Annotated in this window: 9 protein-coding genes; 2 read left to right on the top strand and 7 right to left on the bottom strand. The window is 42.2% G+C overall.

Annotated elements, in window-relative coordinates; genetic code table 11:
- Nucleotides 1-89 precede the first annotated feature (89 nt).
- The 4 genes from GL182_RS20025 to GL182_RS20040 all read right to left on the bottom strand — a co-directional run bounded on the left by GL182_RS20025 (nt 90) and on the right by GL182_RS20040 (nt 6,690).
- Nucleotides 90-1,187, bottom strand: a complete 1,098-nt coding sequence (locus GL182_RS20025; protein ID WP_163381564.1) for a nickel-binding protein — start codon at nt 1,185-1,187, stop codon at nt 90-92.
- Nucleotides 1,188-1,319: 132 nt separating this feature from the next.
- The gene (locus tag GL182_RS20030) at nt 1,320-3,758 is read right to left on the bottom strand and encodes an outer membrane beta-barrel protein (RefSeq protein WP_163381565.1); all 2,439 of its coding nucleotides are present in this window, start codon (nt 3,756-3,758) and stop codon (nt 1,320-1,322) included.
- 731 nt (nt 3,759-4,489) lie between these two features.
- Nucleotides 4,490-4,855 carry a carboxypeptidase-like regulatory domain-containing protein gene (locus GL182_RS20035; protein ID WP_163381566.1) on the bottom strand — a complete coding sequence of 122 codons (366 nt, stop codon included), beginning with the start codon at nt 4,853-4,855 and terminating at the stop codon, nt 4,490-4,492.
- Between the two features lie 443 nt (nt 4,856-5,298).
- A complete protein-coding gene (locus GL182_RS20040; protein ID WP_240469904.1) occupies nt 5,299-6,690 on the bottom strand; it encodes an FAD-binding oxidoreductase in 1,392 nt (463 codons plus the stop codon).
- Between the two features lie 252 nt (nt 6,691-6,942).
- On the opposite strand from GL182_RS20040, the gene GL182_RS20045 reads away from it, so the two are divergent.
- Nucleotides 6,943-8,370: an FAD-binding oxidoreductase gene (locus GL182_RS20045; RefSeq protein WP_163381567.1), complete on the top strand. Its 1,428-nt coding sequence runs from the start codon at nt 6,943-6,945 to the stop codon at nt 8,368-8,370.
- 71 nt (nt 8,371-8,441) lie between these two features.
- A complete protein-coding gene (locus tag GL182_RS20050) occupies nt 8,442-9,320 on the top strand; it encodes an SDR family NAD(P)-dependent oxidoreductase (RefSeq protein ID WP_163381568.1) in 879 nt (292 codons plus the stop codon).
- A gap of 429 nt (nt 9,321-9,749) precedes the next feature.
- Here GL182_RS20050 and GL182_RS20055 read toward each other — a convergent pair whose 3' ends face one another.
- From GL182_RS20055 to GL182_RS20065, 3 genes are all read right to left on the bottom strand, one after another.
- Complete coding sequence (locus GL182_RS20055) at nt 9,750-10,283, bottom strand: VOC family protein (RefSeq protein WP_163381569.1); 534 nt, start codon at nt 10,281-10,283, stop codon at nt 9,750-9,752.
- Nucleotides 10,284-10,571: 288 nt separating this feature from the next.
- Entirely contained in the window at nt 10,572-13,337 is a 2,766-nt protein-coding gene (locus GL182_RS20060) for a response regulator (protein ID WP_163381570.1), read from the bottom strand.
- 362 nt (nt 13,338-13,699) lie between these two features.
- Nucleotides 13,700-16,168, bottom strand: a complete 2,469-nt coding sequence (locus GL182_RS20065) for an outer membrane beta-barrel family protein (RefSeq protein ID WP_317167819.1) — start codon at nt 16,166-16,168, stop codon at nt 13,700-13,702.
- Nucleotides 16,169-16,590 lie beyond the last annotated feature (422 nt).

A 16,590-nucleotide genomic window follows, 5' to 3' on the forward strand; every position in this document is an offset into this window, starting at 1 on the left:
AAAAAGTTTTGGATGGAGATTTAAGTGTCCATGGAAGAAGAGTATACCTCATTTGATTCATTTGAAATTCGAGTCAGTAGCATGAAAAATCAAACGGCTATTCGGGAGGGGTTGACCCCATATTTTTCCTGAAAGCATTTTGAAAAATAAGAAGCGTTATTGTAGCCTACTTCCAGGGCTATCTCCGAAATATTGTACTTGTTTTCCTTTAATAGTGGAAGGGCTTTTTGCAGGCGTATGTCCCGAATAAAACTTACCGGAGAACGGCCTGTAAGTGCAGAGATCTTTCGGTAAAGTTGTGGCCTGCTGATGCCGATCTCCCTGCTGAGCCCATCCACACCGAAGGTATAATCAGAAAATCTGCTTTCAGTAATGTCCAAAAGATTTTCCAAAAAAGATTGATCTGAGGGTTTTACTGACCGTAAGCCCGTGTTCTTTTTGACCGCTTCATCAATTTCACAGAGTTCTTCAAAAAGACGTGAAGTCATGATTTCTTTATCTCCGGCAATCAGACACAACCGTTGGCTCATTTGGATTGCCTTGACAAAAAAACCTTCCTTTTCTGTAAGGGGTTGTCCTAAACTGATTCCCATATTAAAGAGGATCTGATCATTAATGTCTTCCTTGGAATACTTTAATAATTCCTTTTGGATCTCATGTGCACTCCTTAGTACTTTTTCAGGAGACCCAAACACTGCTACGATATGATGGAATCCTCCGGTTTTTACTACATTTCCTCCAAAATCTTCGATCATCTGAAGGGCAATCCGTTTTGGTACCAGCGGAAGGATCAATTGATTAAAATCAATTGAACCGGAATTCATCGTTTTTGCTGTAATATCCAATGTTAGAATATAGCGGTATCCTGTATCAATTCTCCCGTCCTCATGCCTTACCAGGCCGTGACCTAAATTATGAATCTTTCCCATAAAAAGATCATATATACCTCCTTCTACTTCCACAATCTGGCAGGCGATTATCCCACTGGCTTCTCTATGAGTTGCTTCACAGGATTCTCTATCAGGTCCCTCCATCAAACAATAAACAGTTCCCGCTTTTTCATTAAACCAATATTGATGGTAAGTTACCCCATATTTTTTCTGTACTGCTAAATCCTTTATATGGGCATTTCTGGCATTTTCTAACGATACGTCTTCAACAAAATGGATATCCATATACAGTGGCATAGCTTTGGGTTTTGGAGGTTGGCTGGATACAAGTTAATGAAATAAACTGAATATCAAACGGTTATATTTTTAATGGATATGTTTTTTAAAATACCTTCCATTTAGAGGCAATTTTTCTTCTCCCTCTTTATTTCAATTCGTCTGTACCCTTTTTTGCAGTTCTTCAGAACCGGATTTGATTTTGACTCCCCTCAATTTTTTGTTTCCAAAGTTCCGGGTGTAATTTAGTCGAACAGCTTGCACATGCCGGTCCAAAACAAATAAGCTGCTCATGTTATATTCAGGAATAAAAGATGTTAAGTCTAAAACGTTATTATAGAAAATGTCATCAAAGGTTAACCTTAAGGTTCCCCTATTATTGTTGAGTTTTTTTTGAAAACCTACATTCAGATTGCTTATGGGGTCAAATTGCCATATACCCCAATTCATTTTTGACTGATATAAACCAGTAATTTCTACAGAAAAATCGTGGGGCAGTTTGAAATTATGGGTCACATTTGCCGTAAAATTGAAAAAATTCGAATTTTTATTTTCTTCCAGGTGCGCTGTCCTTAATTGGGTATAAAAACTTCCCGTGTTCAATTGAATATCCCACCAGTCCGTGATGATCCAGGGAAGGCTGAGGTTGATGCTGTAGATCTTTTGATAGTCCAGGTTTTGGGAGCGAAAAACCTGTCTACTATTAAGAGAATCGAACTCAGGCTGAAAGGGGGCAATGGGATCTTTAATATGACTGTATTCCAAAGACATACTGGCCCTTTTGAAATTAATATCCGTTTTTACCCCATTTATTTTCGCAGGCAGCAAAGCTGGATTTCCTGAGAAAAATGAATTGGGATCCACAAAAAACACGAAGGGAGCCAGGTCATTAAAGTTAGGTCTCTCAATTCTTCTTGAATAGCTAAAATTAAGTGAAAATTTGTTGTCAATCACCCTCCTGTAAAATATACTTGGAAAGAAATTACCAAAATCCCAGTCCACAACCCCTTTTTCTGTAGCGGTACTGATATAGGTTTGGGTATTTTCAAACCTAAGACCTCCAATGATTTGGCTGAATTCATTGATTGTCCATTCAGCTGATACGTACCCGGCCAATACGTTTTCTTCCAGGTAAGCCAAAATGGATAATTCTTCATTTCTGGAAGTCCTTTCATTTTGCGTAAAAAGCACTTCCACATTATTTTTAAAATTTGAAAAAGTACCCTTAAATCCGGCTTCAAATTTAAAGGCATCAGAGGGATGGAGGGTATAATCCAATCCTGCTACTTTCATGTGAATAGGCGTTTCCTTAGTCACATCGATTATTTCAGAGGTGGAAAGCTGGCGTTCTGGATAATTGGAATTAATCAGATAATCCGAAGGGTTGTTGTTTTTGGACCAATTATAATCCAGGTCCAGCCTGAGGGAGCTATGCTGATTGATTTTATGGATGAGGTGTATATTTGAAGTAAAGTGGTTCCATAAATTCAACTCTTCAATTTTGATCGTACCATACCTTGAGGAGTCTGCTGTAATTTTATTGTTGAAAATCGAGGAAGCAAACATGTGATGGTGTCTTTGAAAGCCTGATAAAATGCTCCCGATCCTGGTATTGCTGTTCAATTCCCATTCTAATCCGGTCCTTACGTTCTGGGTGGTGAGCTTATAAGGCCTGTCCATAATAGAATGGAAGCTGGATACAAACCCTGGATTACTAATCTGAAATCTGTTTCTAGAATTCTGAACATTGTGATCATACAGTAATGAATAGTCAATAAAAAAAGAAAATTTGTTTTTTCTGTAGTTGAGGTTGAAATTAACTCCCAGGGTTTCTCTGGCATTCATTCCTCCCGTTAATCCAAAACTGCCATTCGTACCAAGATCTTCACTTTCAGCCAATATCAAATGAATGATCCCCCCCATACCCTCGGCATCGTATTTGGCTGGAGGGGTGGTGATCAGTTCAATCTTTTTGATGTTGGCTGCGCTCATGCCATCCAGCATCTGGAATACTACCTCCGAGGGTAATCTTTGGATCCTGTTGTTAATCATGATGGTTACCCCACCTTTACCGTTCAGTTGGATCGCATTACTTTGACTGTTGACCATCACTCCCGGTGATTTCTGAAGCACCTCCAATACCGAATTGCCTGCTGAAGTGATACTGGACTGTACATTGATCACCATTCTGTCAATCTTTTTTTCATAAAGCGGGAGTTGGGCAGTCACTTGTACTTCATCGAGTTCATTTTCTGATTCTGTGAGTCTGATGATTGGCAGGTCAATTTCAGTATTGGCTTGAACCATAATATGGTCCCAATACTTAGTATAGCCGATCAGGGTGACGCTTAGCAGGTATTGCGCTTTGTTCAGATCATTAAAATAAAAGCTGCCGCTTTCTTCAGTTACCGTGCCTTTAATTACCGAAGAGTCTGTGGCCGACAACAAAAGCACGTTGGCATAGGGTACGGGGCTACCTGAAACATCCTGAACTTTCCCATCGATACGCCCCTGGCAGTTTGCCTCAATTAGGGAGGAAAACCCGAAGTTGATCAGGAAAATAATTGATATTAAAGATCGATACTGTTTCATGGCCAATCAATTAAATAGACGGATGAAGCTTATTTCAATTACCCAAGCTTTGAGTAGGGCATGCAAGTTTTAGATAGGGGTAAGTAAATTGTCGATCAGCTGCCCAACAAAGCATTGTAGTAGTTGGGGGTAAATTTGCGAAAAATGGAAGGAACTGATTAGCACAGATGTTTCAATTAACCGTATAATTGTACCGTCTTCGTACTTCTGAAATTAAATCGTTGTTTTTCATTTAAAAGCCTGCACAATCAATCCTTGTAGGGTGAAAAATCTTGGCTATTGAGTGTTGTGAATAGCTTCGGCAAATGCTGTGCGAATGATGAGGTCCCTGGGAGTCGGTGTACAGGCACAGGCTTCAAACCGGCTTTAAGCTGCTTGGGTTAAATACCCCGGTAGTGAGCGTTAGAGGAAAAGGCCCTGATAAGGGTCAGGTAAGGAATAAAAAGACGAATGTAAATGAACTGCCGCAGAGGAGTCGAAAGGGTTAGATGATGTCAAAACCAAGTATTAAAGGTAGAATAATAAGGGCAGTATGAGTAGAGAGATTCTCGTACGGTTCTGTGAGAATCTCGGGCTGAGATGTACGGGTTTACTCGACAGACCTGATCAAAGCTAAAGGATATTTGAGAAATGAATGGAGCCAAATGTTCTAAAAATCAGAACAAATCGTCCGTGGGTGAAAAGAAGAAGTAGCTATAGCTATGCGACGATCAGGATAAAAAAGGAATGGGTCAATTGGTAACCCTTTGCTGTTCTTCCTGGAATCCTACTTTTCTCTCTCTGGTTCCTTTGATTTTGCTATTCCCAAACTTATAGGTATAGGTGGCCATGAATACCCTTTTTTCTGTCCCCAAAAATCGGAACACCGGTGAATAGTTTTTCGCATATCCCAAAATGGTTACTTCCACAAAGTATTCCCCTTTTGGGATATCTGTAAAAATATAGTCGCCGGATTCATTGGAAATCGCACCTTTGGTCAGGGAGGAATCAAGTTCAGTCCTAAGCAGCACATTAGCATACGGGACGGGCTTACCTGAAACATCCTGGATGGTGCCATTGATCTGGGATTGCCCAATTCCATCAAAAGCAGTGAGCATTCCAATAAGGATTACAACAGTTATGGCGCGTATTTCTTTAAATAATGGCCTGCTCCTTTCGAAAAGATTTCTTTTAGAATACATTCTAGCATAGACCGCCTCCATATAAGGGAATTAGTTGGAATGGATTTTTTTTGTAAAATTTTCAAAATTATTTAAGCCCTTATGTGGAGTTGAAAACCTTGGTGTAAGCTAACGTTTCCATCTTGCCAATGCTTTCGTTATTGTTGCGATGTCTTTCCATATTGTCGTGAAAAAGATGAAATAAGCTACTAATTCCCTATGACAGTGGCATCAGAACCGGATTTCCGGAGTTTTTGAGACACATGCCAGGCGGTGCCAACCTTCTATACAGGATCGATCGATGGTCTTTTATTGATCCACTGACCTGTCATCCGGTTTTCTTTGTCTTTTGGATAGCATCAGCCTTTCACAGATTAATTCTACCCGTTTGCATTCGGTAGTATATTGTTGTTTAACCGGAAGAAATTGTCCGGATCGTATTTGTGCTTGAGCCGGGCCAGTCGGTAGTAATTGGGGCCGTAAGCCGCCTTGACCCGGTCTAAGCCGTCGTCAGGAGAGAGCCAGTTGACCGCAGTGCCCTGGGTATGGGGTTCCACTTCGTCCCAGAATGCCCTGGTCCAGGCAATCAGGGAATCAGCCTCTTCAGGATCGACCCACTGTGGGGTAATGTCAAAATACCATTGCCTGCCCCGGTAGGGGAAGGGAGTGTCTTCTGGCCTCACCCGAGTCACTGCTCCTTTCATTACATTAAATAAAATCATGGAATAGGGACTGACTTCCTTCGTGTTTCTCACGATAATGTCGATCAGTTCATCCGTTATTTCCGGTATGTACCCCATTTTGTTGTACCGATGCATGCCATGAGGTACTGCTGCATCAAAACTTTTCTGAAGTTGGACATAGGGGACAGGAGCTATCAAATCGGCCAGGGGTGGTGGTAGTGCTCGAAGCGGTTCCAGTTGGCGATTTCCTTCATCGAAATCTCCCATCCAGCAGACCACAAATCCAAAAACCTTCACCCCATCGGGAAGTGTAAAGATTCCGGCAATAACGCTCATTTCGTCGGGTGTATTCATGGAGTACTCCCGGTAAAATTGCAACATTTTTTTAGCCTGATCCAGGGGATAGAGGATCATGCCAGCCAATACTTCCGGCCCCACCTTATGCAATTGGTATTCAAGCGAGGTTACCACACCAAAATTTCCCCCGCCGCCGCGAATGGCCCAAAACAGGTCTTCGTTTTCGGATTTAGACGCTTTGACAAAGCTTCCGTCTGCCAACACCATGTCCACCGAAAGCAGGTTGTCAATGGTGAGCCCGAATTTATTCATCAGGTACCCCTGTCCCCCGCCCAGCGTCAATCCTGCTATGCCGGTGTGTGATACCACCCCCGCTGTGACCGCAAGACCGAATGCCTGTGTTTCATGATCCAGGTCTGACAACAAGGCACCGGCTTCAGCCCTGGCGGTTTGCTTTAAGCTATCCACACGGATACCTTTCATATTGGATAGGTCAATTAATAGTCCGCCATCACAGGTAGACCTTCCGGCAAAACTGTGTCCCCCCGCTTTAACTGCCAGTATCAGTTTATTTTCCCGGGCAAAATTCACTGCGGCAATCACGTCTGAAGGCCCGGCACATTTGACTACCATGGTGGGGTACTTGTCAAACATACCGTTCCAGATGGTCCGGGATTGGTCGTAGCCTTCCTGATCGGGAAGGAGAAGCGCTCCCCTCAGAGATGATTTAAATGCTTCCATCTCAATTTCTGCGATTTTTTTATCGTCTGAAATCAATTCGTTGGTTTTCATAAAAATTGGGTTTTAGTGTGACAGGTTAGATAAGCCCCTTGAGTACTTGGTAGTTGTTACCCGCGTCCCTGGACCTGAACAAACCTAGGCAATAAAGAGAAAAAGGACTTTTTCAAATGTTCCAAAAACCGGTGCAGATGTTCCAATGGCTATTGTAAAGGATCGATTCTCAGGTGAAAAAAAAAGATGGAACAAAAAGACAATCATTTGAAACATTTGTACGATAGCTACAAATCCAAACCATATAAATTTATGAGAAGTAACAAAACACATTCTTCCATTGATCTTTCACATAAATTCTTTTATACATGGAAACGCTGCAAAAAACCCTATCAAAAAAAAACCTGGGAAGACCTGAAAAAGACCCTGACTGGTTTGCTCATATTGCCTGATTCAGAAAATTATGATGCATCCAGGGCGATTTGGAATGGCATGATCGACCGGAAACCTGCCTGTATCATCCAGTGTGCCCATGTCAACGATGTCGTCGCTGCTGTAAATTTTGCAAGGAAACACCAGCTATTGGTGGCAGTAAAGGGAGGCGGACATAATGCTGCCGGATTTGCCATCTGTGATGAAGGGATGGTCATTGACCTTTCCAATATGAAGGAGATCATTGTAGATCCTAACACAAAGCGGGCAGTAGCGCAGCCGGGAGTTTTGTGGGGGGAATTGGATAAAGCTACCCAGGAGCATGGATTAGCGGTGACCGGAGGGGCAGTAAGCACCACTGGTATAGCTGGACTGACATTAGGCGGGGGAGTAGGCTGGTTGATGGGAAAATACGGTGCTACCTGCGACAACCTGCTTTCCGCACAACTGGTAACCGCCGATGGAGAAGTTTTGCAGGCCAGCGCAGAAGAAAATCCAGACCTTTTCTGGGCCATCAGAGGAGGCGGGGGGAATTTTGGGATAGTGACTTCCTTTACTTATCAATTGCACCCGGTCGGAAACATCATAGGAGGCATGGTGCTGCATCCCATGGAAAAAATAGAAGAAATGCTGAAGTTTTTCCGAAACTTTACAAAAAATGCGCCGGATGAATTAACCACCTATGCTTTCACCATGACGAGTCCTGAAGGCATGCCCATGGCTGGTATGGCATTGTGTTATTGTGGTCATGACCTGAAAGAAGGAGAAAAGCTTATCGCTCCTCTGCGTGCGTTCGGTCCCCCATTAGTGGACATGATTGGACCCATGCCTTATCTCCAGCAGCAGGCAATGCTCGACCCAACGGTGCCCCATGGACAATTTAGCTATTGGAAGGCAAATCAGCTCACTTCCTTAAGCGATGAGGCCATTTCAACCTTTAAAAATCAAATTCCATCCGTAACATCTCCCCGTACCATGGTCCTCATTGAACACCACCATGGTGCCATCAACCAAGTAGCTCCGGATGCAACCGCCTTTAGACAAAGGGAATCTCCCTATGATTTTGTGATTATTTCCTTGTGGAACCAACCTGATGAAAATGATATCCATATTGGTTGGACCAGGGATTTCTTTGAGGCCATGAAACCTTTTTTTAGCAGTGGTGTATATGTCAACGCACTTTTCAATGATGAAGGGGCAGATCGGGTTCGGTCTGCCTATGGAGAAAATTATAAAAGGTTGCGGCAGGTAAAACAAAAATATGACCCCAAAAACTTCTTCAGGTGTAACAATAATATTGCTCCCTGACTAAAAAACGCCGTATGGCAAATAGCGAGTTTTTGACCTTGGAATAATAGTAAACATAACTTAACTTAATCATGAAAACTGTATTGATTACCGGAACAAGTAGGGGGATCGGGAGGGAAACGGCCCTTGCCTTTGGCCGGGCTGGCCACAAGGTTTTTGCAAGCATGCGAAATCCGGAAAAAGCTGCTGATTTTAAGCAACAAATCAAGGATGAATCCTTGTCTGTCCACCTCTATAAAATGGATGTGGATAGGGATGAATCCGTAAAACACTGCATCGATTCCATCACTAAAGAGCATGGCCTTATTGACATTTTGGTGAACAATGCGGGAATCGAACGGCATGGTTCAGTAGAGGAAATGCCCATGGCTGAATTTAAGGCAGTAATGGAAACCAACTATTTTGGAGCCATTCGGTGTATCAAGGCTGTTTTGCCTGCCATGCGGAAAAATAAAAATGGCTTTATCATAAACGTCAGTTCCATGGCCGGTAAAATTGTTTTAAGTCCACTTGGAACCTATAGTGCCAGCAAGTTTGCGCTGGAAGCCATTACCGAAGCATTGGCACAAGACTTAAAACCTTACAATATCCGGGTTTCTTTGGTTGAGCCGGGAATCATCAACACGGAAATGGCCTTTGGTATTTCAAAAAATGACGAATCTTTTTATCCGCAGGCCCGACGGATCGGGCATTTCTGGGTCGAGTCCCTTAAATCAGCGGTGCCTCCTTCGCTTGTTGCTGACAAAATCCTGGAAGTTGCCGAAAGTCGTTCCTGGCAATTGAGATATCCTGTGGGACCGGATGCAGAACCCTTTTGGAACTGGAGAAGCTCCATGAATGATGAACAATGGGTGGATTGGAACGCTCAGTCCGATGAAGATTGGTACAATGCGGTGGAGTCCACCTTTGGGCTGAATTGCAGACCGGAGAAAATGGAAAAGGAAAAGTAATTCGACTGTGACCCTTGAGGTTTCCAAAACCTCGTCTTGAATAAATCGTTTATGAAAAAACCGTCGAGGTCTCGCAGACCTCAACGGTTATCGAGCATGCAGACCTTTGGGGTTTTCCGAACCCCGAAGGTCTTGCTCAAAGCGTTTACGAAAAAATCATCGAGGTCTCAAAGACCTCAACGGTTATCGAGCATGCAGACCTTTGGGGTTTTCCGAACCCCGAAGGTCTTGCTCAAAGCGTTTACGAAAAAATCATCGAGGTCTCAAAGACCTCAACGGTTATCGAGCATGCAGACCTTTGCGGTTTTCCGAATCCCGAAGGTCTTTCTCAAAGCGTTTACGAAAAAACCATCGAGGTCTCAAAGAAATCAACGGTTAAAGACGATTGGGGTTTACCGACCCCGTATTTCTCGGGATGCACCTTGAGCATTAATAATCCCCGGTTTTTAATTGTTCGATAAGTTGGTTCCCGGCCTCTGTAAGTCCAATTATCTCCGTTGCAACCCCTATTTCTTTATAAGTATCAAAATAAGCAACGCTTGCCACGGGTAAAACCAGGCTTTGGCTGACACTGTACCCCTTGCTTTTCAACTGGTTAACAGCATTTTCAAATGCTGTAACTTGTACTGCATAAGCAATATGCTGAATGCCCCCATTTTTATGATCGGCCAGAAAATCGGTATACATGCTTTTGCCAGAAACCGGCTGGATCAACTCCAACATGGTTTCGCCGGACATGGACAAATACAGATGAAATTTAAAATCGGAAGGTTGTCCCTTATAGGTGCCTTCCAAGTCCCGGGACTGTAAATTTTCCATTTTCAGAAAACGCGGAACCCCCATGGTCTCTTGAAAAAATTTTGCAGATTTCTCAATATCTGGGACCACCCAGGCTACTTGCTCAAAATGCTCTCCTAATAAAGTGTTGTTAGTTTGTTTCTTTGTTTCTATTTTTTCTTTCATGACTTATTGGGTTTGTTATCTGGTTTAAAGCTAGATAATTACCCTCTTGCGTTGTTAGTACATAAGTTTCAACTGTTGATACAGATGTTCCAAGACTGGTTGAAGTTTCCCATTTTAAGAAGGACTCTTACTATAAAATCTTATACTTAGTTGAATCTCTTTGGAACAAATGTTCCGGTTCTTTTTAGTTGGATTTGAAATTCCTCTATTCCATGTTCGATTTCAATCCGGATTTCGTATTAGGTTTCTTTATTAAGGCTGAAATTGCAAGAAAATCAGGTAGTTTGTTCAGGAAGAAATAAACCCAGATGGTGTTTTTCCAAACTGTTTCTTGAAACACTTATTGAAATAAGATAAGCTGTTGAACCCGACGGCATAGGCCACTTCAGAGACATTTCCAGCTTTTTGTTCCAGCAGGTACATGGCCCGTTTCAGTCGGACTATCCGGATAAATTCGGTAGCCGAACAATCGGTCAATGCCTTGAGCTTCCGGTGAAGGTTGGTCCGGCTCATCCCGATATCCCGGCTGAAGGCTTCTACATCAAAATCCGTATTGTCCAGGTTTTCCTCCAGGATGGCCAGGGCTTTTTTCAGGAATTTTTCATCCGTTGATGTCACCGCAAGTTCAGAGGGCTTCAGGCTGAGTGAACGACTAAACCTTTCCCGGAGTTTTTTACGCCCTTCAATAAGCTGTTCCATGCGTACCCTGAGCTCCTTCATGTCAAAAGGCTTGGTGAGGTAGGCATCGGCTCCGGTTTGCAGCCCACTGATTTTGCTTTCCGAATCCGCCCGGGCAGTAAGCAGGACGATGGGGATATGACTGGTCCGTTCGTCGTTTTTTAACTGCTCGCTAAGGCTGACACCATCCATTACCGGCATCATGACATCGGATACTATCAGGTCGGGCGGGGTTGCAGTAGCCATCCGTAGCCCTTCCTGCCCATTCTCAGCTTGCAATATCCGGTACTGCCCCTGCAGGCTTTGGGCAAGGAAATGCAGCAGTTCCTGGTTGTCTTCGACGATAAGCACAGCAGGTAAGGTACTGGGGCTGTCTGCTACTTGCTTGTGGTGGTTAATCCCGGAGTGATTGGTTTCCTGCGTTTTCCAGACAGAAGCGATAGGCGGTTCTGTTGGTTTCAGTCTGGGAATCGCATTGGGATCGACCCGTTCCAGGGTCAGGTTTACGGAGAAGCAGGTTCCCGAATCGGGAATGCTTTCCATCTTGATGTTTCCACCCTGCAGCTCGGTAAGTTCCTGGACCAGTGCCAGCCCGATGCCGGTACCTTCGTAGCTGCGGGTGGCAGCGGACTCTCCCTGGTAAAAGCGGTCAAAAATAAACGGCAGCCTTTCGGCGGGTATTCCGATGCCACTGTCGGTGATTTGGAAATGCAGTTGGACACCCGTCTCGGTTTCGGCCAGGATCATAACCTCAAACTGCACTTGTCCGCCAATTGGGGTGAATTTATAGGCATTAAACAGGAGGTTGGAGAGCACCTTTTCCAGCTTGTCCGGATCAAAGTTCAGGTAAATGGGGCTTTCCGGATAACTGCTGGAAAAAGCGATTTGCTTGCTTTCAAACCGGGAGGAAAAGGTACCGGCCAGTCTTTTGGCAAAACCGACAATATCTCCGGGTTCCTTTTCCAGGGTCAATTTACCGGCCTCCAGTTTGGAAAGGTCGAGCAACTGGTTGACCAACTGGAGGAGCCTTGCAGCATTCCTTTTAATCAGTCCATGACCTTCCTGGAGCAAGGGATGGCCATTTCGAACTCCTTCCAATTGATCTACGGTGCCGGTGATAAGGGTAAGGGGAGTTCGGAACTCAAGGGAGATATTGGCAAAAAATTCCGATTTGGTCTTGTCCAGTTCTCTCATTTTCTGGGTTTCAATCCGCTTGACTTCCATATCTAACAGGCTGCTCTGAAGAGTCCTTTTGGTTTGAGCGTATTCTATAGCCAACAAAACAGAAAAGGAAGTGGCGGAACAAAATACGGCCAAATCCAGTGTGATGGCTATATCATGAGGAATGCGTGGAAGGATGTCAAAGAAAAACAAGCAGAATAGTAACCAAAAAAGAAAATTTCCAGACCAACCTAAAAATACAATCCATGCACCCTTGAGTTTTTTCTTGACAGCTCTCCGGCTAACCAAAACTGCGACAATTGGTCCCGAAAAAAGGAAGTAGGGCCAATAATAGTTGGCTGCTTCATAGGGCCATTTCCAGGAGGGAATAAACAACAAAGCTGAAACAGTGGCCAACCAAAACAAACCATCCAGTCTTTCCTTGGCAAAGGAATATACCGCCAAAATTCCCCATATGATGTACGTGCTGAAAAACAGGCAACTGATCAATCCTATTACAAAATAGGAATCCCCTTCCCTGGGCATAAAACGAAATACATGTTCCAGGAAGTAGCCTAATGCCAAACTACTGGTGAACAGGCTGTAATAAAGATTGGTTTTATTGGATGGATAAGTGATAAAAAAGAAAAGGTGCAGCAATCCCAAAAACAATAAAAAAGTAGCTTTTCCCACCAATCTGGATGTAGATACAGCCCGTGTCTGCAACATGCTTTGTATAGCCTTATCCATTTGGTCCAATTGAATGATCAGTGCCGGATTGCCGCCCCAGAGCCCAAGAAAATTCATATAGGGATTTCTTTTTGTAAAAGAGAAACGTACCGCCAAAACCTGATCGGGATAGCCTTCAAACTGAAAACTGTATGGGGTTAAGTTTGGATTGAAGATCATTTCTTTATGGGAGTCGGGACTGACCGCACCCAATTTATGAATCAACTTGCCATTCAGGTAGATCTCAGAAGCACCCCGCTGGAAAATGGTCATTGCCAAAGGAGTGTTTAGTAACGAAGTGTCCACCTTCATACGCAAACGAAACCAGCCAATTTCGGCTTTTCTCAACTCAGTCAGGTAATGGATATCGGTGGTGGGGTTTGTTAAAGCCCAATCGCTGTCGTCCAAAATGGGATTCGCCCAGGATGGATCATCCCCGGGGTGGAATTTCCAGTTTTGATTCAGGGTAATTGTTTGTGAATCCAAGCCATTCAAGCTGAAGACTGAAGTAGGAGAGGAGGTATGATTGTTAAAGAAAAAAAATAGAAAGAAAAATAGTCCTTTACATATGATAAAATTGTTTTGGTTTAAAAAAGGCCACATATTTGAATAGTTAAGTGACTATAATTCAATTGAATATATGTTAAATATATATAAATAAAACTGTTTTCCACCATGGTTTAAATTTATTTTACAGCAGCCATAACCTGCCAAATATTGTAGATGCTAAAAGCCTATTTTGCCTCCCGAATATTCTTTTCCGGATATTCTATTTAAGAGCAGCTAAATAAAGATAAACAGCCCTGTGGATAATATCCTCTCGCAGTTCAGTTTTACAGGTTCTTCTTTTACTGAACCCTATTTCTTTCCTCTTCAGATCCAGCTGCTTTCTTCACTGATTTAATGCCGGACCGGCCGAAATTTTTCGAATAGGTCAAACGGATAAGTCGGGAAGTCAGAAAAATAACAATATCTGAATCAGATCCGATTTGGGAATTATTGTTTGTAAAAGAAAATTGATTTGTCCACAAAATATCTTCCCCCGCCAATTTAAAAATACCTTTATCATTATTCAGCTCCTTTTGAAAGCCAACATTCAAGCTCCCATATGATTTTTGTGTTAAAAGCCCCTGAAGTTGGGGACTGATATAAAATCCGGAAACCTCTGCGGAATAGCCTTTTCCGAAAATAAAAGACTGGGAAGAATTGAAATGAATGTAAATATTGGTTTCTTCTCTTGAATTTCCCTGGCTAATGGAATTTACTTTTTGATTGACTACTTGAAGAGAACTGTTGCCTTCCCACCATGCTGAAAAATTATTGGGGGCGTTAAAGGAAAGGGATATATTCCGACTTTTGTCAAAATTATTTTTTTGTATCAATTGAATATTCCGGTCTGGAAACACCAAAATATCCCAACCTATTAGATTTTTGATCTGGGTGATATCAAAATTTATGGAATAGGATTTTTTAAATTGAAAATTAGTCTGAAAGCTGTGAGAAAGGGAGGGCAGCAATTCCAAATTACCCATTGCCAAATTTAAGGGATCAAAAAATGTCACAAAAGGGGCCAGATCATTATAGGTTGGTCTGGTGATTCTCCTTCCAAAAGAAAGCATGATTTTGTGATCACCCTTGATCTCCCTGCTGATTGAAAAATTTGGGAAGAGATTGCCGTAATTTCTTGATAAAATGGAATCCCCATTGAAATTTTTTATATTGGTATAAGTTTGTTCATATCTAAGACCTGCCTGCATTCTTGTTTTGGCACCTGGATTTGCATCAATGCTCAAATAAGCCGCCCCGATGTGTTCCTTCATCAGTACATGTTGACTAAGTTCTTTGTCTCTAGACCAAATTTCTTCCTTGAATCTTCGAGCCACGATTTTATTCTCTATCTCAGAAAGCGTACCTTTTACTCCCATTTCCATGCTAATGGTTTCATTGAGGTTTTGTTGATAATCTGATTTGGCAACCCTGATGTGTATAGGAGTATGTTTATCATTGACCAACAATTCTACTTCCTCAGATGGCTCTGGATAGAATGAATAGTTGAACCGGTAATCATGTGGATTATTGTGAAAATAATACAGGTAATCCAGGTCAAAGGTGAGAAAGCTTCCTTTTGGAAATCTATGAGTAAAGTAAAGATTTGTCCCATAACCCCACCAGTGGTTTCTTTCCAAATCTCTTATTTTGATCCTGGTATTTAAAAGGTTCGCATAACTGATTTCAGTTTGGCCGAAAGCTACCTGATCCTGCTTGGTACTAATACCTGTAAGTTGCCCACCTATAGAAGTATTGGCATTCATTGTAATTTCAAATCCACCCTGACCGTTCAGTGTCCAAACCATAAAATCCCTCTGAAATTCCGAATCGTTACCAATTTTCAATCCGTCTTGATTAACATTTCGGTTTTGGGTGTTTAACATTAAGAAATGGTCCCTTCGTGCAGAAACATTAAGGTAAAAACTCAATTTTCTGCCCCGGTGGTTAATGTTTGTGGACACTCCAAACCTTTCCAGGACCTGCTTGTCAAAGGAGGTTCCAAAGTTTCCTGAAAAAGAGCCGTTGGTTCCCAATTCCAGGTTTTCTTTGTTGATGATATTAATTAATCCTGCATTTCCTTCAGCTTCATATCTGGCAGGAGGATTGTTGATGATTTCAATGGTGCTTACCTGATCCGCATTCATGCCTGAAAGCATCTGAACCAGCACGTTTAGAGGTAGCCTGACCATTTTACCATTGAACATGACCATTACTCCTTCTTTTCCGTTCATGGTGATGGAGTTATTTTGCGGGTTTATCAGAATTCCGGGAATTCTTGAAAGTACTTCAAGTACGGAGGAGCCCGAAGAAATGACGCTGCTGTTTACATTTACGACCAGCTTCCCCGGTTGCTGTTCAAATAATGGCTTTTGGGCAGCAACCAAAACCTCCGACAATTCCGATACCTTTTCCCTGAGAATAAAATCTATGGTTCGGCTGTTGTTTTCTTCCATAAAAACAGGGGAAGAAAAGAAGGTTTGAAAACCCAACATATGAGCCGACATCAAATAGCTTCCCTTGAGGATTGGTGATAAGTAAAATTTTCCTGATTCATCACAAATTACCCCCTTGATCAATGAAGAATCCCTTTCATCTAAAAGAAGAACGTTAGCAAATGCAATGGGCTGACCATATTCATTTTTCACATTGCCCTGGATTGTACCTTGACAAAAGGAATTGGTAATAATAAAAAACAAAAATATTCCACATCGTATCCCCGGGTAAAAGGAATTGTATTTTACTTTTATTGGACTTTTCATAGGTACCATATTATGTGGATAGAAAGGAACCTTTCATCAAAGGGAAGTCAAATTTGATTTAAATTTTCAATTTTTAGCTTCCAAAAATCAATTAAAAGATCTACTCTCTATTGATGTCAAAGTTGTGCTTTTGTAAAAAAATCCAATGTTACAAATGGTTCAAATATTGGCACTTATGTTTCTTTTTTCCTCCAGAAAAGGTATCCAATTGTTTAATCCACTGGTTTAAATATTTTTTGGGCAATCCTTTGCTTTCGGTTTTTTTCGTGGTTTTCAGCCGGTTGATAAATCTGTCTTCAAACATGTGGATGGAACTTATTATTTCTTTTATGGATGTTGGGGCCATTGCAATTTGGGGAAACTCAATGCGGATCTTACCGGATCCGATACCCTAAAATTTAAATTCAGGCCAATCTGCATATTAAAATTCC

Source organism: Cyclobacterium sp. SYSU L10401 (assembly GCF_010993705.1).
Classification (GTDB): Bacteria; Bacteroidota; Bacteroidia; order Cytophagales; family Cyclobacteriaceae; genus Cyclobacterium.

Excerpts from the sequence above, each read along its gene's own strand:
- GL182_RS20050 (WP_163381568.1), top strand. The coding sequence starts at position 8,442 with ATGAAAACTGTATTGATTACCGGAACAAGTAGGGGGATCGGGAGGGAA.
- GL182_RS20025 (WP_163381564.1), bottom strand. The coding sequence starts at position 1,187 with ATGCCACTGTATATGGATATCCATTTTGTTGAAGACGTATCGTTAGAA.
- GL182_RS20055 (WP_163381569.1), bottom strand. The coding sequence starts at position 10,283 with ATGAAAGAAAAAATAGAAACAAAGAAACAAACTAACAACACTTTATTA.
- GL182_RS20045 (WP_163381567.1), top strand. The coding sequence starts at position 6,943 with ATGAGAAGTAACAAAACACATTCTTCCATTGATCTTTCACATAAATTC.
- GL182_RS20030 (WP_163381565.1), bottom strand. The coding sequence starts at position 3,758 with ATGAAACAGTATCGATCTTTAATATCAATTATTTTCCTGATCAACTTC.
- GL182_RS20065 (WP_317167819.1), bottom strand. The coding sequence starts at position 16,168 with ATGGTACCTATGAAAAGTCCAATAAAAGTAAAATACAATTCCTTTTAC.
- GL182_RS20035 (WP_163381566.1), bottom strand. The coding sequence starts at position 4,855 with ATGCTCACTGCTTTTGATGGAATTGGGCAATCCCAGATCAATGGCACC.
- GL182_RS20040 (WP_240469904.1), bottom strand. The coding sequence starts at position 6,690 with ATGAAAACCAACGAATTGATTTCAGACGATAAAAAAATCGCAGAAATT.